Source organism: Rhizobium mesoamericanum STM3625 (genome assembly GCF_000312665.1).
GTDB lineage: Bacteria > Pseudomonadota > Alphaproteobacteria > Rhizobiales > Rhizobiaceae > Rhizobium > Rhizobium mesoamericanum.
In genome coordinates, this window is record NZ_HF536772.1 from 498,798 (window position 1) to 523,380 (window position 24,583).

At 59.9% G+C, this 24,583-nt stretch carries 18 protein-coding genes; 7 read left to right on the forward strand and 11 right to left on the reverse strand.

Annotated features, from left to right (window positions below; translation table 11 throughout):
- Nucleotides 1-240: 240 nt before the first annotated feature.
- From BN77_RS02460 to BN77_RS02470, 3 genes are all read right to left on the reverse strand, one after another.
- Complete coding sequence (locus BN77_RS02460; protein ID WP_007528093.1) at nucleotides 241-1,038, reverse strand: FAD binding domain-containing protein; 798 nt, start codon at nucleotides 1,036-1,038, stop codon at nucleotides 241-243.
- Between the two features lie 12 nt (nucleotides 1,039-1,050).
- Nucleotides 1,051-3,396 (reverse strand): xanthine dehydrogenase family protein molybdopterin-binding subunit, encoded by a 2,346-nt coding sequence (locus BN77_RS02465; RefSeq protein WP_007528095.1) that lies wholly within the window; start codon nucleotides 3,394-3,396, stop codon nucleotides 1,051-1,053.
- 82 nt (nucleotides 3,397-3,478) lie between these two features.
- Entirely contained in the window at nucleotides 3,479-3,970 is a 492-nt protein-coding gene (locus BN77_RS02470) for a (2Fe-2S)-binding protein (RefSeq protein ID WP_007528097.1), read from the reverse strand.
- A 267-nt stretch (nucleotides 3,971-4,237) separates the two neighbouring features.
- Between BN77_RS02470 and BN77_RS02475 the strand changes: the two genes are divergently transcribed.
- The 3 genes from BN77_RS02475 to BN77_RS02485 all read left to right on the forward strand — a co-directional run bounded on the left by BN77_RS02475 (nucleotide 4,238) and on the right by BN77_RS02485 (nucleotide 12,780).
- Nucleotides 4,238-4,501, forward strand: coding sequence for a glycine zipper domain-containing protein (locus BN77_RS02475; protein ID WP_028747436.1), 264 nt, complete (start codon nucleotides 4,238-4,240; stop codon nucleotides 4,499-4,501).
- 172 nt (nucleotides 4,502-4,673) lie between these two features.
- Nucleotides 4,674-6,605 carry an autotransporter assembly complex protein TamA gene (locus BN77_RS02480; RefSeq protein WP_208856418.1) on the forward strand — a complete coding sequence of 644 codons (1,932 nt, stop codon included), beginning with the start codon at nucleotides 4,674-4,676 and terminating at the stop codon, nucleotides 6,603-6,605.
- A gap of 67 nt (nucleotides 6,606-6,672) precedes the next feature.
- A complete protein-coding gene (locus BN77_RS02485) occupies nucleotides 6,673-12,780 on the forward strand; it encodes a translocation/assembly module TamB domain-containing protein (protein ID WP_007528103.1) in 6,108 nt (2,035 codons plus the stop codon).
- Here the strand turns inward: BN77_RS02485 and BN77_RS02490 are convergent.
- Nucleotides 12,777-13,205, reverse strand: coding sequence for an Lrp/AsnC family transcriptional regulator (locus BN77_RS02490; protein WP_007528105.1), 429 nt, complete (start codon nucleotides 13,203-13,205; stop codon nucleotides 12,777-12,779). The genes BN77_RS02485 and BN77_RS02490 overlap by 4 nt on opposite strands.
- Before the next feature lie 134 nt (nucleotides 13,206-13,339).
- On the opposite strand from BN77_RS02490, the gene rocF reads away from it, so the two are divergent.
- From rocF to BN77_RS02510, 4 genes are all read left to right on the forward strand, one after another.
- Nucleotides 13,340-14,275, forward strand: a complete 936-nt coding sequence (gene rocF, locus BN77_RS02495; protein WP_007528107.1) for an arginase — start codon at nucleotides 13,340-13,342, stop codon at nucleotides 14,273-14,275.
- Nucleotides 14,276-14,286: 11 nt separating this feature from the next.
- On the forward strand, nucleotides 14,287-15,486 hold the full coding sequence (gene rocD, locus BN77_RS02500) for an ornithine--oxo-acid transaminase (RefSeq protein ID WP_007528108.1): 1,200 nt from the start codon (nucleotides 14,287-14,289) through the stop codon (nucleotides 15,484-15,486).
- Between the two features lie 86 nt (nucleotides 15,487-15,572).
- Entirely contained in the window at nucleotides 15,573-16,334 is a 762-nt protein-coding gene (locus tag BN77_RS02505) for a glycerophosphodiester phosphodiesterase (protein ID WP_007528109.1), read from the forward strand.
- A 175-nt stretch (nucleotides 16,335-16,509) separates the two neighbouring features.
- Nucleotides 16,510-16,986, forward strand: coding sequence for a chemotaxis protein CheW (locus BN77_RS02510; RefSeq protein WP_007528110.1), 477 nt, complete (start codon nucleotides 16,510-16,512; stop codon nucleotides 16,984-16,986).
- Between the two features lie 111 nt (nucleotides 16,987-17,097).
- Here the strand turns inward: BN77_RS02510 and BN77_RS02515 are convergent, their stop codons facing one another.
- From BN77_RS02515 to BN77_RS02545, 7 genes are all read right to left on the reverse strand, one after another.
- Complete coding sequence (locus tag BN77_RS02515; protein ID WP_040676633.1) at nucleotides 17,098-17,343, reverse strand: formate dehydrogenase subunit delta; 246 nt, start codon at nucleotides 17,341-17,343, stop codon at nucleotides 17,098-17,100.
- On the reverse strand, nucleotides 17,333-18,160 hold the full coding sequence (fdhD, locus tag BN77_RS02520) for a formate dehydrogenase accessory sulfurtransferase FdhD (protein ID WP_007528114.1): 828 nt from the start codon (nucleotides 18,158-18,160) through the stop codon (nucleotides 17,333-17,335). The genes BN77_RS02515 and fdhD overlap by 11 nt, the downstream gene beginning before the upstream one ends.
- On the reverse strand, nucleotides 18,160-21,039 hold the full coding sequence (fdhF, locus tag BN77_RS02525; RefSeq protein WP_007528115.1) for a formate dehydrogenase subunit alpha: 2,880 nt from the start codon (nucleotides 21,037-21,039) through the stop codon (nucleotides 18,160-18,162). The genes fdhD and fdhF overlap by 1 nt, the downstream gene beginning before the upstream one ends.
- A 5-nt stretch (nucleotides 21,040-21,044) precedes the next feature.
- The gene (locus tag BN77_RS02530) at nucleotides 21,045-22,601 is read right to left on the reverse strand and encodes a formate dehydrogenase beta subunit (protein WP_007528118.1); all 1,557 of its coding nucleotides are present in this window, start codon (nucleotides 22,599-22,601) and stop codon (nucleotides 21,045-21,047) included.
- Nucleotides 22,598-23,077: a formate dehydrogenase subunit gamma gene (locus tag BN77_RS02535; protein WP_007528120.1), complete on the reverse strand. Its 480-nt coding sequence runs from the start codon at nucleotides 23,075-23,077 to the stop codon at nucleotides 22,598-22,600. Before BN77_RS02535 ends, BN77_RS02530 begins: the two co-directional genes overlap by 4 nt.
- Nucleotides 23,078-23,246: 169 nt before the next feature.
- A complete protein-coding gene (locus BN77_RS02540; RefSeq protein WP_007528122.1) occupies nucleotides 23,247-24,140 on the reverse strand; it encodes a LysR family transcriptional regulator in 894 nt (297 codons plus the stop codon).
- A 70-nt stretch (nucleotides 24,141-24,210) separates the two neighbouring features.
- Nucleotides 24,211-24,552: an ArsR/SmtB family transcription factor gene (locus BN77_RS02545; RefSeq protein WP_040676636.1), complete on the reverse strand. Its 342-nt coding sequence runs from the start codon at nucleotides 24,550-24,552 to the stop codon at nucleotides 24,211-24,213.
- Nucleotides 24,553-24,583: the final 31 nt, after the last annotated feature.

Consider the following 24,583-nt stretch of genomic DNA (forward strand, 5'->3'; position numbering starts at 1 on the left):
AGCGTGAAGCCCGTCCAACTCGCTTTTGAAAAATGCTTCGAAATCCATCATCTGCTCCAGTATCGTGCGACCGTTTTTGCCAACGGTCGCACGTACGTCAACCCTTTGCCCCCGCTTTACCATTAACTGCGGCAAATGGCCCATAGTCCTGAATTATATTAGTTCAAAAAAAACTCGTTCTGACCAGACATAGCGAAATTCGCGACACAGCAACGCCACTTCGCGGTCAGCCAAGCTTCATTAGCCAGCCTCGGCAACGGCGCGTTTGGCCATTACTTTGATCAGGTTGGCGCGATATTCCGCACTGGCATGCAGGTCCGACATCAATCCGGCGGGGTTGACATCGACACCAGCGACGGAGCCGGAAGACCAGTTCGCGCTGAGTACTGTTTCCATTGTCTTCTCGCGAAAGACCCCGTTGGATCCTGCCCCGGTGACGGCAACCCTGACGCCATCAGCACCCTTGGCAACAAAGACCCCCGTCATTGCATAGCGCGATGCTGGATTAGGAAACTTCGAGTAGCCCGCTTTCTCGGGCACCTCGAAGCTTATCGCTATGACCAGCTCACCATCCTCCAACGCCGTCTCGAACAGACCGGTGAAAAAGTCGTCGGCTGGGATCTCACGCTTGTTCGTGGTGATGCGAGCATTCAACGCCAGCATCGATGAAGGATAGTCCGCGGCAGGGTCGTTATTGGCAATCGACCCCCCGATCGTGCCCATGTGGCGGACATGCGGATCGCCGATCATGCCGGCGAGATCGCAGATCGCGGGACAGACCGCCCGCAATGCCACTGAGGCGGCAACTTCGGCGTGCGGTGTCGCTGCCCCGATCGTTACCTTGTGGCCGTCTATCTTGATACCCTGCATCGCCGGGATATGCCTGAGATCGACAAGGTCGCTCGGCGCGGCAAGGCGTTGCTTCATAGTCGGGATCAGCGTCATGCCCCCGGAGACATATTTGCCTTCCGACGTTCCCGAAATCATCCTGACAGCTTCATCGACCGAGGACGCGCGGTGATAGTTGGTCTGATACATCGTCGTTTCTCCTCAATGAACCGCGCGCGCTGCCATCCACACCTTCTGTGGCGTGGCGGGCATCGTCAGCATATTGTTGCCAATAGCATCGGTGATGGCATTGATCAGTGCCGGGGGAGACCCGATCGCACCGGCCTCCCCGCACCCCTTGATTCCGAGCGGATTGCTCGGGGACGGCGTTACCTGATGCGAGACCTTGAACGACGGCAGGTCGTCGGCGCGCGGCATGGCATAGTCCATGAAACTTGCCGTCAACAGCTGGCCATTCTCGTCATAATGCACGGCCTCGAGCAGGGCCTGACCGATACCCTGTGCGATACCACCATGCACCTGCCCTTCAACAATCATTGGATTGATGATGTTTCCGAAATCGTCCGCGGCGACGAACTGGATGATCTCGGTCCTGCCGGTTTCCGGATCGACCTCGACCTCGCAGATGTAGCAGCCGGCCGGGAACGTGAAGTTGGAGGGGTCGTAGAAGGCGGTCTCCTTCAGCCCCGGCTCCATGCCGCCAGGCAGATTGTGCGCGGTGTAGGCGGCGAGCGCCACCTGAAACCAAGGAAGGCTCTTGTCGGTGCCGGCAACTTTCACCTCGCCGTTCTCGATGACGATATCGCCCTCGTCGGCCTCCATCAGATGGGCGGCAATCTTTTTGGCCTTGGCTTCGACCTTGTCGAGCGCCTTGACGACGGCGGACATCCCGACGGCGCCCGAGCGTGAGCCGTAAGTACCCATGCCCATCTGCACCTTGTCCGTGTCACCGTGAACAATCGACACGCTTTCCAGCGGAACGCCGAGGCGATCCGAAACCAGCTGGGCGAAGGTCGTCTCGTGGCCCTGCCCGTGGCTGTGGGATCCGGTGAGCACTTCTATCGTGCCGACCGCATTGACGCGCACCTCTGCCGATTCCCACAAGCCGACGCCAGCGCCAAGCGAACCAACTGCCTGCGAGGGCGCAATTCCACAAGCCTCGATGTAGCAACTCATGCCGAGACCCCGCTTCATGCCACGGCTGGCTGCTTCCGCCTTGCGCGCCTGGAAGCCGTTCCAGTCGGCAGCCTGCATCGCGGCATTAAGAGATGCTTCATAATCACCTGCGTCATAGTTCATGATGACAGGTGTCTGATGCGGGAAGGAGCGGATGAAATTCTTCCGCCGCAGCTCCGCCGGCGAGATGCCGAGCTCGCGGGCTGCCGTTTCCATCGTCCGCTCGAGCAAGAAGGTCGCCTCCGGCCGGCCGGCGCCGCGATAAGCGTCGACGGGCGCGGTATTGGTATAGACCGCGCGCACATTGGCGTGAATGGCCGGGATATCGTATTGGCCGGATAGCAGAGTTGCATAGAGGTATGTCGGGACCGCCGACGAAAACAGCGACATATAAGCGCCGAGATTGCAGATGGTGTCGACCTTCAGCGCGATGATGCGGTGGTCGCTATCAAAGGCCATTTTCACCTTGGAGACGTGGTCGCGGCCATGCGCATCCGTCAGGAAGGCTTCGGTGCGGTCGGAGTTCCATTTCACCGGCACGCCTGTCTTCTTGGAAGCCCAGAGACAGACGATCTCTTCGGGGTAGATGTAGATCTTCGATCCAAAGCCGCCGCCGACATCCGGAGCAATCACCCGCAGCTTGTTCTCCGGCGCAACGTTGTAGAAGGCGCTCATCACCAGACGGGCGACATGCGGGTTCTGGCTGGTCGTATAGCAGGTGTAATGATCTTCGGCGGCGTCATAGATCCCGAGCGCTGCGCGCGGTTCCATGGGATTGGGTGACAGGCGATTGTTGTGAATCTCGATCTCGGTGACGTGTGCCGCTTCGGAAATAGCCTTGTCGGTCGCCGCGCCGTCGCCAAGTTCCCAGTCGAAGATCAAGTTGTTCTGAGCTTCAGGGTGAAGCTGCGGCGCCCCTGATTTCAATGCCTCGACCGCCTCGACTACAACCGGCAACTCCTCATAGTCTACGACAACGGCTTCTGCGGCATCCCGTGCTTCGCCAAGCGAATCGGCGACGACCACAGCGACGGCATCGCCGACATAGCGGACGGTTTCCACCGCAAGCGGGCGCCAGGCGCCCATCTTCATCGGCGAACCGTCCTTCGAATGAATCATCCAGCCGCAGATGAGATTGCCGATGCCATCAGCAAGCAACTGCTTGCCGTCGAGCACGTCGATGACGCCGGACATTGCCTTTGCCGATGCTGCATCGATCCCTTTGATCTTGGCGTGCGCATACGGACTGCGTATGAAATAGGCGAATTTCATGCCCGGCACGACCATATCGTCCGTATAACGGCCCTTGCCGGTCAAGAACCGTTTGTCTTCCTTTCGCGCGACCCGTGCACCAATTCCTTCAACACCCATAATGTCCTCCCAATGGGGTTTCGGGCCTGGCATTCCGCCAAAATTAGTCATGTTCGGCAGTCAGCCAGACAATTCCTGAGAGCTATTCGGCAGCCTGATTGGCAGCGCCGTTCATCTGCTCGTTGGCAGACAGAACGGCTTTGACGATGTTGTGGTAGCCGGTGCATCGACAGATATTGCCGTCGAGTTCATGACGAACCGTCTTTTCGTCCAGATCGCCGCCGTGACGCGAAATCATGTCGACAGCCGTCATCACCATGCCCGGCGTGCAGAAACCGCATTGCAGACCGTGATGCTCCTTGAAGGCTGCCTGGACAGGATGCAATTCACCGTCGCTGGCAAGGCCCTCTATGGTGGTGACCGTCGAACCGGATGCCTGGACGGCAAGGACCGAACAGCTCTTCACCGACTTGCCGTCCATGTGAACGACACAGGCACCGCATTGGGTGGTATCGCAGCCGACGTGCGTCCCGGTCAGACCGAGTTTTTCGCGGATAAAATGGACAAGAAGCGTGCGCTCTTCACAGTCGCCACTCACTGCCCGGCCATTCACCGTCAGTTTCACTATCGCCATGATTTCCTCCTCGCGCCTCCTCCAGGCGCGGATGGTATCATTTGACGTTTTCGCTTTGGGATCAACCACTACTTTAGGGAGGCTTCTTAAATTCGCCGTGTTCGGTTGTACTGAATTGAGGCCAAAGTTGCAGCGACAATTCTGCGAAAAATGAGCGGCGGACGCAGCTTGCTCTTTTTGCGCCACAGTTTGACGACTAGCATGAAAAAAACAAGAATCAGGGACGGCCACCGCTCTTTGAGGGCGACCATCTAGGAGAAGAATTTGATTAAGAAGATTGTTGCATTCGCTTTGATTGGACTTTCGATCGCAAGCTGCACGCCAACCCAGCAGGGCGCTGGCATCGGCGCTGCATCCGGCGCAATCATCGGGGGTGCGGTGACGGGAAATGTACGCGGAGCTGCCGTCGGCGCGGCGATCGGCGGCGTTTCCGGTGGCCTTATCGGCCACGTCGCAGAGCAGCCGGGGCAGTGCTATTATCGCGACCAATATGGCCGACGTTACATCGACGATTGCCGCGGCGGCTATTAAGCCAGGGCAAAATCATGTCGAAATCCCGGGTTTGTGGCCCGGGATTTTTCATTTTTTCCACCATTTCGGTGGCTGCGCGATTTAAAACGATACACGTTAAGGAATTTTGCCGCTAAGGTTGCCACCGGCCGGGGGGCGCGAAGCTTAATTCCAGTGTAACCAAAAGCGGTGGATGCAAATTAGAGGGACGGCACCGAAACCGGGTACAGCGTATCGGCGCGTAAGCACCATGTTGGTCGTCGCGACTGCTTTCGCGTTTTCGCCGGCTCTTATTTCGGAGGCTTTCGCCTTCAGGCTTTTCGGCATCACATTGTGGGGCAGGGACGACGAATCGGCCAACGACCAGGTCCCGGATCCGGTTCGCTATGACGTGACGCTGACAACCGACAGCAACGATCCCGATCTCAAGAAAGCACTGGAAAACAGTTCCCGTCTCGTCGGTGACAAGGACCGGCCCGTCTCCGGCGACCTGGGCGTTGTCGTCAAGGCCAGGGACGACCGCGAACGGCTAATTGCCGCACTCTTCGAGAAAGCCCGCTACGGTGGTGTGGTGACGATCAGGGTCGACGGCCGCGATATAGACTCCCTCCCGCCTAATCCGACGTTCAATCGCTCACGTCCCGTCCCCGTGACGATCAGCGTAGCGGCGGGTCCTGTCTTCAAAGTCCATGAAGTGCAATTCGGCGGGGACGCCGCCCGCCGCAATCCAGCAGATTACGATCTTGCTCCGGGCGAGACCGCCGGTTCGCTCACGATCATCAAAGCTGGTGACAAGATCGTCGAGCAACTGAAAAGCGAAGGCCGTCCGCTGGCCAAGTTGACGACCCGCAAAGTCATAGCCGACCACAGAACGAACACGGTCAACATCGTGCTCGCCGCCGAAGGTGGTCCCGTCGCGCCGATCGGCGACGTCGGCGTCCGCGGGGAAAAAAACGTCCGGGCTGGCTTTATCCAGCGCTATTCAAGGCTGAACAGGGGTGAGCAGTATTCGCCGGAGGCCTTGAGGAAGGCGGGAGACCGGCTCCGCGCATTGGGAGTCTTCTCCAGCGTCACGATTCATGAGGCCGACGCTCTAGCAGCGGACGGCACGCTACCAATGACAATCGAGGTATCGGAAGGCAAGCAACGCTACCTCGGTATCGGTGCTCAGTATTCGACCACGGACGGCTTCGGCGTCAACGGCTACTGGGGTCACCGCAATCTCTTCGGGGAAGCGGAAGCGCTTCGCATCGAAGGGTCGGTGGGGCGGCTGGGTGAAACAACCAACGTCGGCGATCTCGACTATTCCGCCGGCATTGCCTTCACCAAGCCTGGTGCGTTCTCCCCGGCCGCGACGTTGCGGGCGAGTATATTGGCCAAGACCGAGAATCCCGACGCCTACACTGCAAAGCTCGTCACTGCCTCGCTCGGGCTCTCTTACGAGCTGTCTGATGTGGATACGATCACAGGTTCCGGTGAGGTCAGCTGGGAACGGGATGATGATGCCTTCGGCACCAACAGCTATCTGACTGTCTCGTTGCCATTTCAGTACGAACGCGATGCACGCGACAACAAGTTCGATCCGACAGAAGGTTACCGCGCGCTGCTCAAGGCAACGCCCAGCTACGAGACCTACAACGGAACCTTTTTCTCCAGCTTCGAGGGCTCGATCACCGGGTATCACGGCCTGGGCGCGGAGGATCGCGTTGTTCTCGCCGGCAAGCTTGCCGCGGGTGTTCTCGTAGGGGCGGACGATCTCCAGAACATTCCTGCCACGCGCAGATTCTTTGCCGGCGGTGGCGGCTCGGTTCGCGGATTCGGTTATCAGGAGATCTCGCCGCGCAACGCTAACAATGAGGAGACCGGTGGCGCATCTTACGTCACCGCCTCGTTCGAGACTCGGGTGAAGATCACCGACACGATCGGTATCGTGCCGTTCATCGATGTCGGGACCGTTTCAGCCGATATAGCACCCGACTTTTCCGACGTTCGGGCCGGTGCGGGCATCGGTATTCGCTATGCGACACCGTTTGGTCCCCTGCGGCTTGATTTTGCCGTACCGCTCAACAAGTACGAGGGTGGCACGAATTACGGCATCTATGCCGGGATTGGTCAGTCATTCTAAACGCACCCCGCGGCTTAGCGCCTTCGTTCGCTTTGAGCCGCCAATGAAACGGAGTAATGTCCGCGCGATGCAGACATTGGCGAAAATCTTGAACTGGATCGTGCGGTTGTTGGGCTATTCCGCCGGCGCCCTCCTGATCCTGCTTGCCATCGCCATCGGTGTGTTCGGCTTCACGTCTTTTGGGGCGCGCATCGTCACCGACAGGGTCGCCTCGAGCCTCTCCAACCGGGATATGACCATCACGGTTCAGGACCCGGGGGGCCTCCTGACGGGTGGACTGCGCGCCAGCCAGATCGTGCTCTCCGACACGAGAGGCGTTTTCGCGCGGATTGACGGTCTTGCTGTAAGCTGGAATCCCCTGGCACTCCTCACGGGCAGGTTCCACGCCAGGAGCGTCGAAGCCACGGCAATCCATCTGATGAGACAACCGGTGCGCACGCTTCCCTCGCGCCAGACCGCCGCAGGTGAACGCGACACCGGCTTTTCGCTGCCGATCAAGATCGACATCGACAAGATTTCCTTGCCCGAGATCAACCTCGCCCAGCCCTTGATCGGGCGGGCCTTCTCGCTTGCAGCGGACGGCAACGTACGCGCCGACAGCGAAGGCGGAAATGCATCGCTCAACGTCCGCCGTCACGATGCTCCCGATGCCAGGCTGATCGCCGACGTCGCGTTCATGCCTGATCGCAATCAGTTGCGATTGAAGGCAAAACTGACGGAACCAAAGGGCGGGTTGCTCGCAGGTGTCCTTGCATTGCCCGGAAACCCCGCGGTGGAAATCAGCCTAACAGGAGACGGGCCGATCTCTGACTGGCGAGGTCAATTGCTTGCCGCTCTCGACGGGCAGCAACGAGCCTCGATTGAAGCGCACCACACCCTGACCCCGGAAAACCTTCATCACCTCGACCTCAAGGGTGGTGGCGATCTTAGCTCGCTGCTGCCGGCTGCCTTCCGGCCGCTCTTTGCCGGGCAGACGAACATCGATGTCGCCGCGAACTTCGACAACAGGGGCAAGATCGACATCCAGACGGGCAATCTGGCAACCGGGGCGGTGGTCATTGCCGCATCGGGCACGCTGGACCCGAAGGGCAAGAATAGTCTGAACGCCAATCTCCTTGGAACGTCGGGACCGGTCGATTTCCGCTGGCCGTTAACAGACGGCGAAGCGCGTTTCCTGATCTCGGGTATCAATCTTTCGTTGACCGGTGACGCCAAGGCCTCCCGCCTCAATGCGAGCGCTTCCCTCGATTCCGCAGCCTTGCCGCAGGCGACGATGGGGAATGTGAAGCTGACGGCAAAGAGCGACAACTTCAACCTCGCCGGTCGCGCTGGAAGCGTTCAGATTACACTCGCCGCGGGTGACGCGTCCTTCGTCAATCGTGATATCAACCGGGCAGTTCAAGCCCCCGTCACGATCACGCTTCCGCTGCAAATTTCGGCCGACGCGCTTGGCTTCAATGGCGCGACGATCGAAAGCGCAGCCGCGAACGCCAACGTCAACGGGTCGTTTAAACTGAGTGCCAGCTCGCTGACCGGGAACGTCAAGCTGACCGTTCAGCCGTCGGCGCTGCCACCGGCACTCGCGCCGCGTTTCAACGCACCGATCGTGATCGAGGGCCAGGTCGCCGGGACGCTTCCCTCGAAGTTCAACGTTTCGAACCTCTCGATTCAATCGAGCGCTCTTCAAGCTACCGGCGGCGTCATGCTCGATGGAGACACGCTCGATGCCACTCTCTCCGGTCGCGTTTCAGATATTCAGACCCTGCTGCAAGGCGCGAAGGGCGAGCTCAACTATCATCTGAACGCAAAAGGCAATCTGGCAGCGCTGGCGGTGACCGCCGATATTAAAGGGCCGTCCCTCATGATGGCCGGCCGTCAGGTCAAACAGCTCGACATCAACGTCTCCGGAACCGCAGACCCGAAGGCGCCACTGGCGCAAATCATCGCCAAGGGCACGATCGACGGGCAGCCAATCAATGTGGCCACGGCTGTTCAAGTAGTGGACGGGAAAGTGCAACTTCCGTCGGTCGCCGCCGACGTCGGCAACAATCGCCTGACGGGCCACATCGAACTATCGCCTGGTTTCGAGCCAACCGGGCAGGCGACGTTTGACTTTCCGGATATCGGTCTTCTCGCGGCACTGGGCGGACAGAAGGCGGAGGGTGACCTGAAGGGATCGGTCGATATCGACAACGACAACGGTAACATCGCCCTCAAGGTGGTCGCATCCGGAAGCGGCCTGAAGCGCGATACCTTTGCCATCGTCGGACCTGATATCAACGTCATGGTTACCGACCTCAAGGCTTTTGCTGCGACGGGCACAATCACGGCACAAGAGATTTCCTCCGGGTCTAACAAGGTGGAGAGCCTAGCAATCAGTTTCACGCAGCAGCAGAATCGGACAAACTTCGATCTCGGCGCCACCTATGACGCCAATCCGCTGATCGCATCCGGCAGCATCGAGGTGAATGCCGGCACGACGCTGCTTCGCCTCGACCGCTTCCTGGCGAAACCCCGCAAAATCCCGGTAGAGCTTGCATTACCGTCAGAGGTGTCGATCAGTGGCGGCACCATAACGCTGAGCGCCGTGGAACTGAAGACTGGCGACGGCTCGATTCACGTCAGCGGTACAATCGGCGAAACTCTCGATATCAAGGCTGACATACGCGACCTCCCCGCAAGCCTCGCCAATAGCTTCGTCCCTAAACTCGATGCCGCAGGCACAATCTCGGGCAAAGTTACCGTGACCGGCACGCCGGCAGCACCGATCGCCAACTTTGACCTGGATTGGAAGGATGCGGCCACCAGCCAGACAAAGGGTGCCGGTCTTTCGTCACTGGCGATCGCTGCAAACGGGACGTTTGCCGACAACACGCTCCATTTTGAAACGAGCCTCACGGGCAAGGGCGGCGTTTCGCTGAAGGCAGACGGCAGTATCGTGACTGGCCCGAATGCACAGTCACTGAAAGTCGACGCCGATATCGTCAACATCCCGGCCGGATTGGCGAATGCCTTCGTTCCCAACCTTGCCGCCGAAGGCTCGATCTCCGGCACAATCACGGCAGCCGGAACGCTACCCGCCCCTGCACTTGATTTCAAGCTGAACTGGAAGAACGCCGCAACGAGCCAGACCAGAAGCGCCAAGCTTTCTTCGCTTGGGCTGACGGCAAGCGGCAACCTCAAAGACAATGTTCTCAACTTCGACGCCGATGCGCGCGCAAGCGGCGGCATGTCTATACAAGCGAACGGCAATTTCATCGTTGCCGGTACCGACGCCCAAACGTTGAAAGTCGACGGGCAACTCGCCAACATACCGGCTGCTCTAGCCAACAGCTTTGTCCCGAACCTTGCTGCGGAGGGCATGATATCAGGTACGGTGTCGGCCTTTGGCAAGTTGCCGACACCAACAGCGACCTTCGATCTCACCTGGGCGGATGCCGCGACGAGCCACACCAAGGAAGCCCGCCTAACCGGCATCAGGTTGACGGCTAAGGGCAATTTCGCGGATCAAAAACTGACCGTACAGAGCGAGCTGACGGCGAATGGCGGCGTGACGCTGAACGCCTCCGGCAACGTTACGCTGGCGGGGACGAAAATCGGGAACCTGACAGCAGACGCGACGATCCACAACATTCCGGCAAGCCTCGCAAACGCCTTCGTTCCCGACCTCGGCGCTAGCGGCACGATTTCCGGCAAGGCATCCGCTTCCGGAACGCTGCAACAGCCAGTGGCAAACTTCGACCTCAGCTGGAAGGATCTTGCGACCACTCAGACCAAAGCGGCGCGCCTCTCCTCCCTTGCGCTCGCTGCCAAAGGCACTTTCGCCAACAACATCCTCGAATTCGAGACAAATCTCGACGGCGATGGCGGCTCTGCTCTGAAAGCGAAGGGAAAGGTTACGATTGAAGGAACGGTCGTGAAGGGCCTGCAAGCGGATGCGACGCTCAGCGACCTACCCGCCGCGCTGGTCAACAATGTCATGCCGGATCTTGGTGCCGAAGGAACGATCTCGGGCACGGCGACCGTATCCGGCTCGCTGCCCATTCCTGCCGTCGACTTCAAGCTCGACTGGAGCAATGCCGGGACCCGTCAGACGAGGGCTGCCGGCCTTTCCGGTCTTCGGCTGAATGCGGCCGGCAACCTTGCCGGCAACAAGATCTCCTTTGACGCCACGTTAAACAGCAGCCGCAGTACGCTTCTGAAGGCAAAGGGAACGGCAAACCTGCAAGGCGCGAGCGTCCAGGGCCTCTCGGTCGATGCCGACATCGCGAATCTGCCTGCCAGCCTCGCCAATGGTTTTGTCCCGAGCCTCGGCGCTGAAGGAACGATATCAGGCACTGCTAAGACATCAGGGACGCCGACCAATCCGATCATTGATTTCAAGCTGGACTGGAAAGACGCGGCGACCACACAGACCAGGGCATCCGGCATCCAGCCGCTTTCAGCGAACGCCAATGGAAAGCTTGCGAACGGCAGCCTCGACTTCACGACGAGTTTGAGCGGCAGCGGCGTGTCCATGAAGGCCAGCGGCAACTTCGTGATCGCTGGGCAGAATGCACAGTCGCTCGCGCTTGATGTCGATATTTCCAACCTGCCTGCCGGTATCGCCAACGCATTCGTGCCCGGGCTCGCCGCCGAAGGCAATGTTTCAGGCTCGCTCAAGGCGTCGGGCAAGCTGCCTTTGCCCGCCGTGGACTTCAATCTTGACTGGAGGGGCGCCGCGACCAGGCAAACCAGGAGCGCCGGACTTTCGCCTTTAAGTATCGCTGCAAACGGCAGACTAAGAGATGACCGGTTGACCATCGATACCAATCTCACCGGCGACAGCGGCCTCTCTCTGCGCGGCGGTGGCAGCATTACCATCACAGGCAATCGTGCGCTTGATTTGCGCTTTTCTGGCAATCTACCATTCGCCGTGCTCAGCGCGCAGCTTGCAGCCCAGGGCTTCGTCGCCGATGGCACGGCGAACCTCAATTTGCAGATCAGCGGAACTACTGCCGCGCCATCCATCAACGGTACGGTGACGACCAGCGGCGCAAGGATCGTCGATGTGCGCCGCAACCTTGCGATCAACAATCTGACTGCAGACATCCGGTTCAACGGGAACGAAGCCGTGATCTCGCGCCTCACCGGCCAGCTCGCCAGCGGCGGTAGCGTCTCGGCATCAGGTAGCGTCGGGATACAGCCCGGCTCCAACTTCCCGGCCAACATCGACGTTAAGCTCGACAGGGCCGTCTATGTCGATGGAACGCTCGTGGTGGCAACTGTCAACGGAACAATCGGCTTACGTGGCCCGCTGCTCGGGACTCCCACTCTGAGCGGCAGGCTGCAGCTGGAAAGGGTCTCGATCACCGTCCCTGAGACGCTCCCGACCTCGCTGCGTGAAATCGACATTAGGCACGTCAACGCGCCGAAGGCGGTTCTCGCACAGCTGCGCGCCACGATGCAACAGGGCGCGCGCACCAAGTCCAATACGATCAATCTCGATCTTCAGCTCGACGCTCCTTCACAGATCTTCGTGCGCGGTCGCGGCATCGACGCTGAACTTGGCGGCAGTGTCACGATCAGGGGAACGGCAGCGGCGCCGATCGTTTCGGGCGGCTTCACCATGCGGCGCGGTCGCCTGACGATTCTCAACCGGCGCCTCGATTTCACCAACCGGAGCCGTATCACATTTGCGGGTGACCTGACGCCCGCGCTTGACTTGGAAGCCAGCTCCACCTCCGGCTCGACGACGCTGACAGTGGACGTCACTGGGCTGGCGACCGATCCCTCGATCACCTTCTCTTCGTCTCCAGCCTTGCCGCAAGACGAGGTTCTGGCACAGCTGATCTTCGGGCAGTCGATGTCGAGGCTGTCGCCGGTTCAGATCGCCCAGCTTGCAGATGCCATTGCGCAGCTGGCCGGCGGCCGTTCCGGATCACTGTTCCAGGGCCTCCGCAATCAACTTGGCGTCGACGATTTCGATGTTAGTACCGATACGAAAGGCCGCACAACGGTAAGCGTTGGCCGCTATCTCAACGACCGTACCTATTTCGAACTGCAGCAGACCACTGGCAAGGGCGGCGCCAAGGCGATCATCAATTTCGACATCGGTCGGGGTGTGAAGCTGCGTGCCGGCGCGGGCGGCGAAGGCGAAGGGGAAGCCGGCGTCGTCTACGAGCACGAGTATTAGAAGCTGGTCTTGCTGGTCTTCAGCAGGATGTTGGTTTCCGTGGTGTTGATGCCATTGATCAGCCGTATCCGGCGCAGCGTCTCGTCGAAGGAGACGAGATCGCGGTCCTCGAGTTCGGCGATGAAATCCCATTTCCCGTTCGTGCTGTGCAGCGCACGGACCTGCGGCAGACCGCGAAGCTGATCGGCAACCTTGTCCGCGAGCTTGCCGAGCACTTCGATCATGACGATCGCGCGCACGCCCGCCGCGCGGGTTTCGTGGCCCGTGCGGACCGTGAACGCGGTAATGGTGCCGTTGGCAACCAGCCGGTCGATGCGTGCCGCGACCGTGGCACGCGACGCACCGGTCATTGCCGCGAGCGATGAAACCGAAGTACGCGCATTGTGCCTCAATGCGCTGAGTAGTTCTTGATCGAGATCGTCCATAGCTTCACTATCACTTTGTCAAAATGGGCTTACCAAACTGATCAATCATAGCGCATTATCGGCAATTTTTCATCTATTTGTCGCCGCGCCGATATTTCAATATGCCTCACCAAAGCACGAGCTGGAGAGGACACATGCAGCCACAAGCAAGATCGGTTACGCTCATTGGAGCACCGCTGGAAGAAGGTTCCGGACGCCGGGGCGCCGCCATGGGTCCAGCTGCACTTCGCATTGCAGGCGTCGATCAGACGCTTATCGATCTTGGCCATGACGTGGTCGATGCCGGGGACGTGCATGTCGTTCCCGCACGTGATCTGCCGAACAATCCGAAAGCCCACAACCTGCGTGTCGTCGGCGCATTCACACGTGCGCTCGAAGCCGGCGTCTATGAGGCCGCCGACGCCGGCCGCTTTCCGCTGATCCTCGGTGGCGATCACAGCCTTTCGATGGGTACTGTGTCAGGAATGGCTCGCTACGCCGCCCAAAAGGGCCGGCCCCTCTTCGTCCTCTGGCTTGATGCTCACTCCGACTTCAACACGCCTGATACCTCTCCCTCAGGCAACATTCACGGTATGCCAGTCGCCTATTTCTGTGGCCAGGCCGAACTTGCCGAGATCCTGCCGAAGGATCGCCCGTTTGTTGATCCGCGCAACGTCTTCCAGGTCGGCATCCGTTCGGTCGATGCGTCTGAACGGGAACTCATCAAGGAACATGGTGTCAACGTCTTCGACATGCGCTGGCTTGACGAACAAGGCGTTGCCGCAGCGATCCGCCAGATCCTTGCCGTCGTGTCCGATGCAAACGGTCTGCTGCATGTAAGCCTTGATGTCGATTTCCTCGATCCGGACATTGCGCCCGGCGTCGGCACGACTGTTCCCGGCGGCGCGACTTTCCGTGAAGCGCATCTCATCATGGAAATGCTGTGCGATAGCGGCCTTGTCTCCTCGCTCGACCTCGTCGAGCTCAACCCCTTCCTCGACGACCGCGGCAAGAGCGCCCGGATTCTGGTGGAGCTGACCGCAAGCCTCTTTGGCCGCCGCATCTTCGACCGTCCGACCCGCGCCGCCTGAGGAGAACAGAGATGAACAATTCCAAGAACCTGATCGATACCGAACAGCGCCTCGGCGCCCACAACTACAAGCCGCTTGATGTCGTCCTCACACGGGGTGAAGGCGTCTACGTCTGGGATACCGACGGCAAGCGGTATCTCGACTGCCTGTCTGCCTATTCGGCTGTGAACCAGGGACATTGCCATCCGAAGATCCTGGCCGCCATGGTCGAGCAGGCCGGTAAGCTGACGCTGACCTCACGCGCCTTCCGCAACGACCAACTCGCGTATCTCTATGAAGAACTCGCGGCCCTGACCGGCTCGCACAAGATCCTGCCGATGAACTCGGGCGCCGAGGCGGTGGAAACTGCCATCAAGGCGGTGCGCAAGTGGGGCTACGAGGTCAAGGGCGTACCGGATGGCAAGGCCGAGATCATCGTCTGCGCGGATAACTTTCATGGCCGTACGCTAAGCATCATCAGCTTCTCGACGGATCCTGACGCGCGCACCGGCTTTGGTCCTTATACGCCTGGCTTCCGAACGGTTCCTTTCGGCGATGCCGACGCATTTGCTGCCGCCATCAACGAGAACACGGTCGCTGCGCTGATCGAGCCGATCCAGGGCGAAGCCGGCGTCATCATTCCGCCGACCGGCTACTTCAAGCGCGTGCGTGAACTCTGCACCGAGAACAAGGTGACGCTGATCCTCGACGAGATCCAGACCGGCCTTGGCCGCACCGGAAAGCTGCTGGCCGAAGAGCACGAGGGGATCGAGGCCGACGTGACGCTGATCGGCAAGGCGCTCTCCGGCGGCTTCTATCCGGTCTCGGCGGTACTTTCCAATTCCGAAGTGCTCGGTGTCCTGAAGCCCGGGCAGCACGGCTCGACCTTCGGTGGTAACCCGCTTGCCTGCGCGGTGGCGCGCGCCGCGCTCAAGGTTCTGACCGAAGAAGGCATGATCGAAAACGGCGAAAAGATGGGCGACTACTTCCTGGAAGGACTGCGCTCCATCCGCTCCAACATAGTCAAGGACGTGCGCGGTCGCGGACTGATGATGGCGGTCGAGCTCGTGCCGGAAGCCGGCGGCGCCCGTCAATTCTGCTACACCCTCAAGGATCACGGTCTGCTTGCCAAGGACACGCACGAGAACACCATCCGCCTCGCCCCACCGCTTGTTATCACCAAGAGCCAGGTCGACTGGGCGGTGGAGCAGATCGAAAAGACGCTCGCGTAGGCCCGCGAAAAGACAAGTGGTGCAGCTCCTGTTTGAAACTTATGGTGAGCCCGATCGAAGGAGTCGGGTTCGCTATAGGGGAACATATGGCCATTGACCTATGGAAACGCACGCCGGGACGTGGCCCGCTTGCAGTAGCCCATCGCGGGGGTGCAGCATTGGCCGCGGAGAACAGCATCTCTGCCTTCAAGGCTGCCGCGGCAGCTGGGGCTGACGCGATAGAAACTGATGTCCGGTCGACGCGGGATGGCGTTCCCGTTTGCGTCCACGACGCGGACCTCCACAGACTCTGCAACGACCCACGGGCCGTGTCGGATCTCGATCTTGCGACACTGCGCAGCCTGCTGCCAAGCGTAATGACCCTTGGGGAAGCCCTGGAAGCCTCTGACCCTTTGGGCGTCCTGTTGGACATCAAACTAAGCCACGAGGATCAGATTGCGCAAATCATTGCCGATGTTGCGCAGCATGACGCAACGCGACGCTCGCTCATTGGACTGCGTAAAATTACATTGATCGACAGCGCACGCCGTCTGTCGGACGACGTCGCAATCCTGGCCTTTCTCGAAGATCCCGCGTGTGCTGATGCGGCACGAGCAGCCGGAGCCGACTGGTTCAGATTGTGGCAGGCGTCGGCGACCCCGCCATTATCCGACGCCGTTCGTGAGGCAGGGATGCGCGTCGCTGTCATGGTCGGGCAACCTCGTTCGATCGCGGTGTCGGAATATCCGCCCTTTCCGGTGGGCCGGGTCGATCAGCAGGGCCTTGAGCGCATCCTCGCGATCGCACCGGATGCAATTCTCCTTGACGATCCACGAATGATCACACGGGCGCCTACCGCTTCCACCTGACCAAAAATCAGCTGCCTCAATTTAGATTTGGGCAACACTCTTCCGTTAAGGTCCGGAGTAACCGCATCGATACAACTCCCTTGGGAGAGCACGCGCGGTTTGAAGGCAAAGTCCATCCGCGCCAATGGTGGCGCGGTTGCTTCTGCCCTGGCTTTTGACGGTTGGGACAATACCTATGGCTACGATCAATTCCACAAACTTCAGCGGCGATATGCTGGAGATCATTGCCTTCAGACTGCACGATCAGGAATTTTGCGTTAAGACGACGACAATCCGCGAAATTCGCGGCTGGGCACCTTCAACGCCGATCCCGCATGCGCCGGCCGACGTCATCGGAGTCATGAACCTGCGCGGCTCGGTAATCCCGATCATCGACCTCGCCTTCAAGCTCGGCATGAAGAGCACGGTCGCCAATGAGCGCAGCGCAATCGTCGTGGCGGAAGTCCACAATATGGTCATTGGCATGCTGGTCGATCGCGTCTCGGACATCCTGACGATCTCCTCCAGCCAGGTTCAGCCAGTTCCTGAAGTCACTGCCTCCTTCGATCGTGCTTTCTGCGAGGGCATCATCGCCTCGGAAAACGGCATGATCTGCTTCCTGAACCTCGCCAAGATGTTCAAGGAAAGCGAGACAGACGATCTCGCCGCCTGATGTGGGCCCCTTGTCGAAATGAAAGAAGCCGTCCTCGAGGCGGCTTTTTTGTTCACACCGCAATTGCAGGAAAGCCGTAGCGGCAGCAGATCCGCCTTCGTCACCGAGGTCCTAGTTAGGTGCACTCGCTGACGGTTCGGGCCGGTTGATCAGCGGTGCAGCCTGGATAACGAGTGGGCTGAGACCATGGGCTTCACCCTCCAGCATCTCAAACAGTTGCCGCCGCATGCGCGGCTCCCAGAATTTGTTGATATGAGTCGCCACGCCCTGGGCAGCTTCGCTCTCCGGCTGACTCTTGAAGAAGGTCGCAATCTGATTGGCCATGTAGACGAGTTTCGACCGGGTATCATGCGACATCGGATATGCTTCCTGGCTGGATGCGGTGGGGATGCGTGAAAATCTCGAAGTCCTCTCCACGCACGAGCGCAACGAGGGTCATGCCGGCTTCATCGGCCGTGCGAATGGCAAGGGCGGTCGGAGCGGAAATGGCAGCGAGTACGGAACTGCCGAGGATTGCAGCTTTCTGCACCATCTCGACAGACAGACGGCTGGTAACTGCAATCATGCCTTCCGCTGCGGATTGCCGTTGGCGCACGATCGCGCCGCAAAGCTTATCGAGCGCGTTATGCCGGCCGACATCCTCGCGCACCTCAAGCAGCCCCCTGCCAGGCAGGTAGAAGCCGGCGCCGTGCACGGCGCGCGTCTCGCGATGTAATGGCTGCGCCGCATTCAGCGACGAAACGGCCTGGATGATATCGCGGTAAGTCAAATGAAGCGACACATCGCCAACATCAGGAACCTTGCGGACGGCCTGTTCGATTGATTCAATCCCGCAGAGACCGCAGCCGACGGGTCCGGCCATGCTGCGTCTCCGGGCTGTCAACGCCGCAGCAACCTCGTCGACCAGTGCGATCTGGATGTCGATGCCCTTCTCGCTATCAAAGATCTCGATCCCCTCGATCTGCCCGATATCGGAAATGATCCCTTCGGTGAGGCTGAAGCCGATGGCGAAATCCTTAAGATCGCCGGGCGTTCCCATCATCACGGCATGCGTGCTGCCGCCATAGGAAAATGCGATCGGCACCTCCTCTGGAACGAGCCGCTCGCCGGGCATGGCGACGCGGCCGCTGCGGGCGGTGCGTCTGACGGCAATGCGGGTCGGGCGGTCTGTCATCACTCCGCGGGCTCCAGCTTGCTCGCGATCCGGCGGCTCTGACGTGCCTGCTCGTCGTAGTCTCGCTGCCAGTCGGTCGGACCGTTGGAAGGCGAAACCTGGACTGCCGTCACCTTATATTCCGGACAGTTCGTCGCCCAGTCCGAAAAGTCGGTGGTGATGACGTTCGCCTGCGTATCCGGGTGGTGGAACGTGGTGTAGACGACTCCGGGCGCAACGCGGTCGGTGATCAGTGCGCGCAGCGTCGTGTCGCCCGACCGGCTCATCAGCTTTATCCAGTCACCATCGCGGATGCCGCGCTGCTCGGCGTCGTGCGAGTGAATCTCCAGGCGGTCTTCGGGATGCCAGACAACATTTTCGGTGCGACGCGTTTGCGCGCCGACATTGTACTGGCTGAGGATACGTCCGGTCGTCAGTAGCAGCGGGAAGCGCGGTCCCGTCCGCTCATCGGTCGCGACATATTCGGTGCGGATGAACTTGCCTTTGCCGCGGACGAACCCGTCGACATGCATGATCGGAGAACCCTGCGGATGTGCTTCATTGCAGGGCCACTGCACCGAGCCCACCTGATCGAGATAGTCATAGGAGACAAGGGCGAAGCTCGGCGTCGTCGCGGCGATCTCATCCATGATCTCGGAAGGATGCGTGTAGTTCCAGGCAAGCCCCATTGCTTGCGCCATCTTCTGCGTGACCTCCCAATCGGCATAGCCATTGCGGGGGCTCATGACCTTGCGAACGCGGTTGATGCGGCGCTCGGCATTGGTGAAGGTGCCATCCTTCTCAAGGAAGCTGGAGCCCGGCAGGAAGACATGGGCGTAGTTCGCCGTCTCGTTCAAGAAGAGGTCGTGAACGACGACGCACTCCATGGCGGCAAGGCCAGCCGCAACGTGCTTCGTATCAGGATCGGACTGCAGGATATCCTCGCCTTGGACGTAGAGACCCTTGAACGTTCCGTCGACCGCCGCATCCAGCATGTTCGGAATGCGCAGGCCCGGCTCATTGCTGATCTCGACGCCCCAGAGCTTCTCGAAGATGTCGCGCGTCGCGTCGTCCGAGATATGTCGATAGCCGGGTAGCTCATGCGGGAAGGAACCCATGTCGCAGGAGCCTTGCACATTGTTCTGGCCACGCAGCGGGTTCACGCCGACGCCTGGTCGGCCGATATTGCCGGTCACCATGGCAAGGTTGGCGATCGCCATGACAGTCGTCGAGCCCTGGCTGTGCTCGGTAACGCCCAGGCCGTAGTAGATCGCGCCGTTGCCGCCGGTGGCATAGAGGCGCGCGGCACCGCGCACAATATCGGCCGGAACACCGGTGAACTTCTCCGACGCTTCGGGGCTATGATGCGGCTCGGCCACGAAGCTTGCCCAGTCCTCGAACTCCGACCAGTCGCAGCGCTCGCGGATAAACGCCTCGTTGAACAGCCCTTCCGTCACGATGACATGCGCGAGCGACGTTAGAATTGCGACATTCGTGCCGGGTTTTAGTGGGAGGTGATAGGAGGCCTCGACATGCGGCGTGCGCACTATATCGATGCGGCGGGGATCGATTACGATCAGCTTGGCTCCCTGCCGCAACCGCTTTTTGAGGCGCGAGGCGAAGACCGGGTGGCCATCGGTCGGATTGGCTCCGATGATGACGACGACATCGCTTTTTTCCACGCTATCGAAGTTCTGAGTGCCGGCCGAGGTGCCGAAGGCCTGGCCGAGACCGTAGCCGGTCGGCGAATGGCAGACGCGGGCGCAGGTATCGACGTTGTTGTTGCGGAAGCCGGCGCGCACCAGCTTCTGTACCAGATAGGTTTCCTCGTTGGTGCAGCGAGACGATGTGATGCCGCCGACGGAATCGCGCCCGTACTGATACTGGATGCGGCGGAATTCCGACGCCACGTGCGCGAAGGCCTCGTCCCAGGTTACTTCGCGCCAGGGATCGGTGATTTTCTCGCGGATCATCGGATTGAGAATGCGGTCCTTGTGGCTGGAATAGCCATAAGCGAAGCGGCCTTTTACGCAGGAGTGGCCACGGTTCGCCTGTCCATCTTTCCAGGGCACCATACGCACCAGTTCCTCGCCGCGCATCTCCGCCTTGAAGGAGCAGCCGACGCCGCAATAGGCGCAGGTCGTGACGACGGAATGCTCTGGCTGACCGATTTCGATCACCGACTTTTCGATCAGTGTCGCCGTCGGGCAGGCTTGGACGCACGCTCCGCAGGAAACACATTCCGACGAGATGAAATCTTCATGCATGCCGGCCGAAACACGTGAATTGAAGCCACGGCCTTCGATCGTCAACGCGAAAGTCCCCTGCACTTCCTCGCAGGCGCGCACGCAGCGGGAACAGACGATGCACTTTGCCGGATCGAAGGTGAAATAGGGATTGGACTCGTCCTTCGGCGCCCATTTGAGATTGAGATCGCCGTTGTTGCGCGCCTTGACGTGATTGTCGCCATCATAGCCATAGCGCACGTCGCGCAAACCGACGGCGCCCGCCATGTCCTGCAGTTCGCAATCACCGTTGGCAGCACACGTCAGACAGTCGAGGGGGTGGTCGGAGATATAGAGTTCCATCACCCCGCGACGCACATCTTTCAGCCGGTTCGTCTGCGTCGAGACCACCATGCCCGGTGCAACCGGCGTTGTACACGAGGCCGGCAGACCGGCCCTACCCTCGATTTCGACGAGACATAGCCGGCAGGAGCCGAAGGCGTCCATCATATCAGTAGCGCAGAGCTTCGGGATCTCGATGCCCGCATCCATCGACGCGCGCATGACGGATGTTCCCTCCGGCACCGTCACCTGGCTGCCGTCGATAGTAAGCGTTACCATGGTTTCGGAGGTCGAGGCTGGCGTGCCGTAATCGGTTTCGTGGACGAGAGGCATAGGTCTTACTCCGCCGCTTCGATAAGAGGTGTGGGAACGAAATCTTCCGGGAAATGCGTCATGGCACTCATCACGGGATAGGGTGTGAAGCCCCCGAGCGCGCAGAGCGACCCGAATTTCATGGTATTGCAGAGATCGACAAGCAACTCGCGGTTTTTCTCAGGCTCGATGCCGCGCGCGATCTTGTCTGCCGTTTCAACGCCGCGCGTCGAGCCGATTCGACAGGGCGTGCACTTGCCGCAGCTTTCCACGGCACAGAACTCCATCGCGAACCGCGCCTGCTTCAACATATCGGCTGTCTCGTCGAAGACAACAATACCGGCATGGCCGATCAGTCCATCCTTGGCCGCGAAAGCCTCGTAATCGAATGGCGTATCGAACAGCGCCCGCGGGAAGTAAGCGCCGAGCGGACCGCCGACCTGAACCGCCTTAATCGGCCGCCCGGATGCGGTTCCGCCGGCAATGTCATCGACTAGATCGCCAAGCGAAATGCCGAATGCCGTCTCGAACAAACCGCCATGCTTCACATTGCCGGCGATCTGGATCGGGATGGTGCCGCGCGACCGGCCAAGGCCGAAGTCGCGATAATAGGCCGCTCCCTTGTCCATGATCACAGGCACGGAGGCGAGCGAAATGACATTGTTGATGACGGTTGGACAGTCGAAGAGACCCCTATGCGCCGGTAGCGGTGGCTTGGCGCGGACGAGACCGCGCTTGCCTTCCAGACTGTTTAGAAGCGCCGTCTCCTCGCCGCAGACATAGGCACCCGCACCGGTACGGACTTCCATATCGAAAGTCTTGCCCGAGCCCAGTACCGACGTGCCTAGGATCCCGGCGCTCCGAGCAATATCGATCGCCCGGTTCATCGCCGCGATCGCATGCGGATATTCCGAGCGCGTGTAGACGAAGCCCTTGGTGGCACCCGTCGCAAGGCCAGCGATCGCCATGCCTTCGATCAGCACGAAAGGATCGCCTTCCATGATCATCCGGTCGGCGAAGGTGCCACTGTCGCCTTCGTCGGCGTTGCAGACGATGTATTTGCGCTCACCTCGCGCATCAAGCACCGTCTTCCACTTGACCCCGGTCGGGAAACCCGCGCCACCACGGCCGCGCAAACCGGAATCGGTAACTTCCTTGACGACATCGGCAGGCAACATCGTAACGGCACGACGTAAACCGGCGAGCCCTCCATGGGCCTCATAGTCATCGAGGGATAGCGGATCAGTAATTCCGCAGCGGGCAAAGGTCAGGCGCGTCTGACGCTTGAGGAACGGCAGTTCCTCCACCTTGCCAAGAAAGAGGGGATGGTCTCCGCCGGTGATCAATCCGGCGTCGAACAGCGAAACAACGTCCTTCGCCTTCACCGGTCCGTAGCCGATGCGCTGGCCCGAGAATTCAACCTCGACCAACGGCTCCAGCCAATGCATGCCGCGCGAGCCGTTGCGCACGATCTTGGCGTCAAGCCCGCGCACGGCGATCTGCTCGGAGATCGCCTTTGCCACACGCTCCGCGCCCAATGCTAGGGCCGCGGCATCACAGGGAACATAGATCCGGATGGTCATCGGCGGGCCTCCGAAATCAGCGCCTCTAGATCGGCGGCATCCACCCGGCCATGAACCTCGCCGTCCATCATCGCGGATGGCGAGCACGAACATAGCCCAAGGCAGAAGACCGGTTCGAGGGTGATCGCTCCGTCAGGCGTCGTGCCGTGCCAATCAACGCCAAGCAGCGTCTTGACGTGCTCGGCCAGTGCATCGCCGCCCATCGATTGGCAGGCCTCGGCGCGACAGAGCCTCAGCACATGCCGGCCGGCAGGATGATCGCGATAGTCATGGTAGAAGGTGACGACGCCATGCACTTCGGCACGCGAAAGATTGAGTTCTTTCGCAATGACAGGGAGTGCATCCTGCGGCACATAGCCGAATTCATGCTGGATCTCGTGGAGGATTGGCAGCAGCGCGCCTTCAAGATGCTTGAGGTGATCGATGATCGCTGTGGTACGCGTTGTAATATCGCCTTTGGCGGCATGAATATTCATCAGAAGCTCCTCCCACGGCCTGCAAGTTACACGTCGCGGGCCTGGGCAGCGGGCTTTCTTCAGAACCATATGGCCGACAGAACCGCTCGCGTACGTTCATTATAGAACTTTCTCAGGGATGGACGAAGCGATCAATAATGCTGTTCCGTCAAACGATAGAAGATTCCTATCAAAATTCCGGCTCTTCGGCGAGAATTCGGGCCACGTGCAACAGGGCGGAGACCAGCGGCGTGAACGGTTCACGATGCGTCGCAACAAGACCGACAAGATGGTGCGCATGCGGCTCGACAATTGGAATCATCCGTATTTCGGCAGGAAAGCCAAAGGATTTCGCAACATTGCGAGGCATGATGCTCGCCCAGCGTCCGGTCCGAACATGCGAGAAGAGCACGATCATCGAGTTGGACTCGAGCGTCGGATGCGCCGTTACGCCGGCTTCGGCCAGATGATGATTGATGATGCGGCGGTTCTGCATGTCCGCAGTCAATAGACAAAGCCGAAGACTACCCACTTCCATCCAGGTTACGCTATCGCGATCAGACAAAGGGCTACCGGCGGCGGTGATCAGGTTATAGTGCTCTGCATAGAGCGGCACGCTCGTCACGCGTCCAAGAGGCTCGTTTTCGAGATAAGTAATGCCGGCGTCGATCTCGAGATTCTCCAGCATGCTGAGCACCTGCAGAGAATTGCGGGACACGATGGAAAAGGTCACGTCCGGATGCCGCTCCTGAAACGGAGTTGTGATGCGCGGCAACATTGCGAGCGCTGTCGGGATGACAGCGATCTTGATATGTCCCGACAGGCCTTTGCGAGCCGCCCGCATCTCCTCGCGCATCGTACGGGCATCGCCGACGATGCGGCGCGCCCATTCCAACACGCGCTGGCCTTCGGGCGTCAGCCCCTGGAAACGCGAGCCGCGCTGCACAAGCATGACGCCGAGCTGGTCCTCGAGCTGGCGGATGGCGGCTGACAGGGTCGGCTGTGAAATGCCGCACTCTTCTGCGGCACGGCCGAAGTGCTTCTCATTGGCGAGCGCGATAAAGAATTCCAGCTTATCGATCATTCAGTCTCTCTGCCGAGCTGCGGCATGCCGTCATCTTCAGGTCAGAGAGAGCAGCCGGCAAGGCCGATTGTCAATTGTCCTGCGTTCCAGGAAACATCCCGAACAAAAATTGCAGCAGCTCGGCCGTATCCTGACGAGCAACGCTATAATAGATCAAACGACCATCACGACGGCTGGATACGAGCCCATCCAGCCTCAGGCGCGCCAACTGCTGCGACACCATCGCCTGCTGTATGCCGAGGCTTTCCTCGAGTTGGCCTACCGTTCTTTCTCCCTCTGTCAGAAGGCAAAGGATAATCAGTCGCGTATGGTGGGAGAGTGCTTTGAGGAAGTCGCTCGCTTCTCGCGCTCTTGCAAAAAGCTTCTGCAGATCCCGATCGGCCATGCTCGATCTCGGTGTAAGCAAGTACATTATTTATCTCTGATTGCAGAAACAATATGAA

Coding starts and splice junctions, on each gene's coding strand:
- BN77_RS02460 (WP_007528093.1), bottom strand. CDS start 1,038: ATGTATCAGACCAACTATCACCGCGCGTCCTCGGTCGATGAAGCTGTC.
- BN77_RS02465 (WP_007528095.1), bottom strand. CDS start 3,396: ATGGGTGTTGAAGGAATTGGTGCACGGGTCGCGCGAAAGGAAGACAAA.
- BN77_RS02470 (WP_007528097.1), bottom strand. CDS start 3,970: ATGGCGATAGTGAAACTGACGGTGAATGGCCGGGCAGTGAGTGGCGAC.
- BN77_RS02480 (WP_208856418.1), top strand. CDS start 4,674: ATGCAAATTAGAGGGACGGCACCGAAACCGGGTACAGCGTATCGGCGC.
- BN77_RS02485 (WP_007528103.1), top strand. CDS start 6,673: ATGCAGACATTGGCGAAAATCTTGAACTGGATCGTGCGGTTGTTGGGC.
- BN77_RS02490 (WP_007528105.1), bottom strand. CDS start 13,205: ATGGACGATCTCGATCAAGAACTACTCAGCGCATTGAGGCACAATGCG.
- rocF (WP_007528107.1), top strand. CDS start 13,340: ATGCAGCCACAAGCAAGATCGGTTACGCTCATTGGAGCACCGCTGGAA.
- rocD (WP_007528108.1), top strand. CDS start 14,287: ATGAACAATTCCAAGAACCTGATCGATACCGAACAGCGCCTCGGCGCC.
- BN77_RS02505 (WP_007528109.1), top strand. CDS start 15,573: ATGGCCATTGACCTATGGAAACGCACGCCGGGACGTGGCCCGCTTGCA.
- BN77_RS02510 (WP_007528110.1), top strand. CDS start 16,510: ATGGCTACGATCAATTCCACAAACTTCAGCGGCGATATGCTGGAGATC.
- BN77_RS02515 (WP_040676633.1), bottom strand. CDS start 17,343: ATGTCGCATGATACCCGGTCGAAACTCGTCTACATGGCCAATCAGATT.
- fdhD (WP_007528114.1), bottom strand. CDS start 18,160: ATGACAGACCGCCCGACCCGCATTGCCGTCAGACGCACCGCCCGCAGC.
- fdhF (WP_007528115.1), bottom strand. CDS start 21,039: ATGCCTCTCGTCCACGAAACCGATTACGGCACGCCAGCCTCGACCTCC.
- BN77_RS02530 (WP_007528118.1), bottom strand. CDS start 22,601: ATGACCATCCGGATCTATGTTCCCTGTGATGCCGCGGCCCTAGCATTG.
- BN77_RS02535 (WP_007528120.1), bottom strand. CDS start 23,077: ATGAATATTCATGCCGCCAAAGGCGATATTACAACGCGTACCACAGCG.
- BN77_RS02540 (WP_007528122.1), bottom strand. CDS start 24,140: ATGATCGATAAGCTGGAATTCTTTATCGCGCTCGCCAATGAGAAGCAC.
- BN77_RS02545 (WP_040676636.1), bottom strand. CDS start 24,552: ATGTACTTGCTTACACCGAGATCGAGCATGGCCGATCGGGATCTGCAG.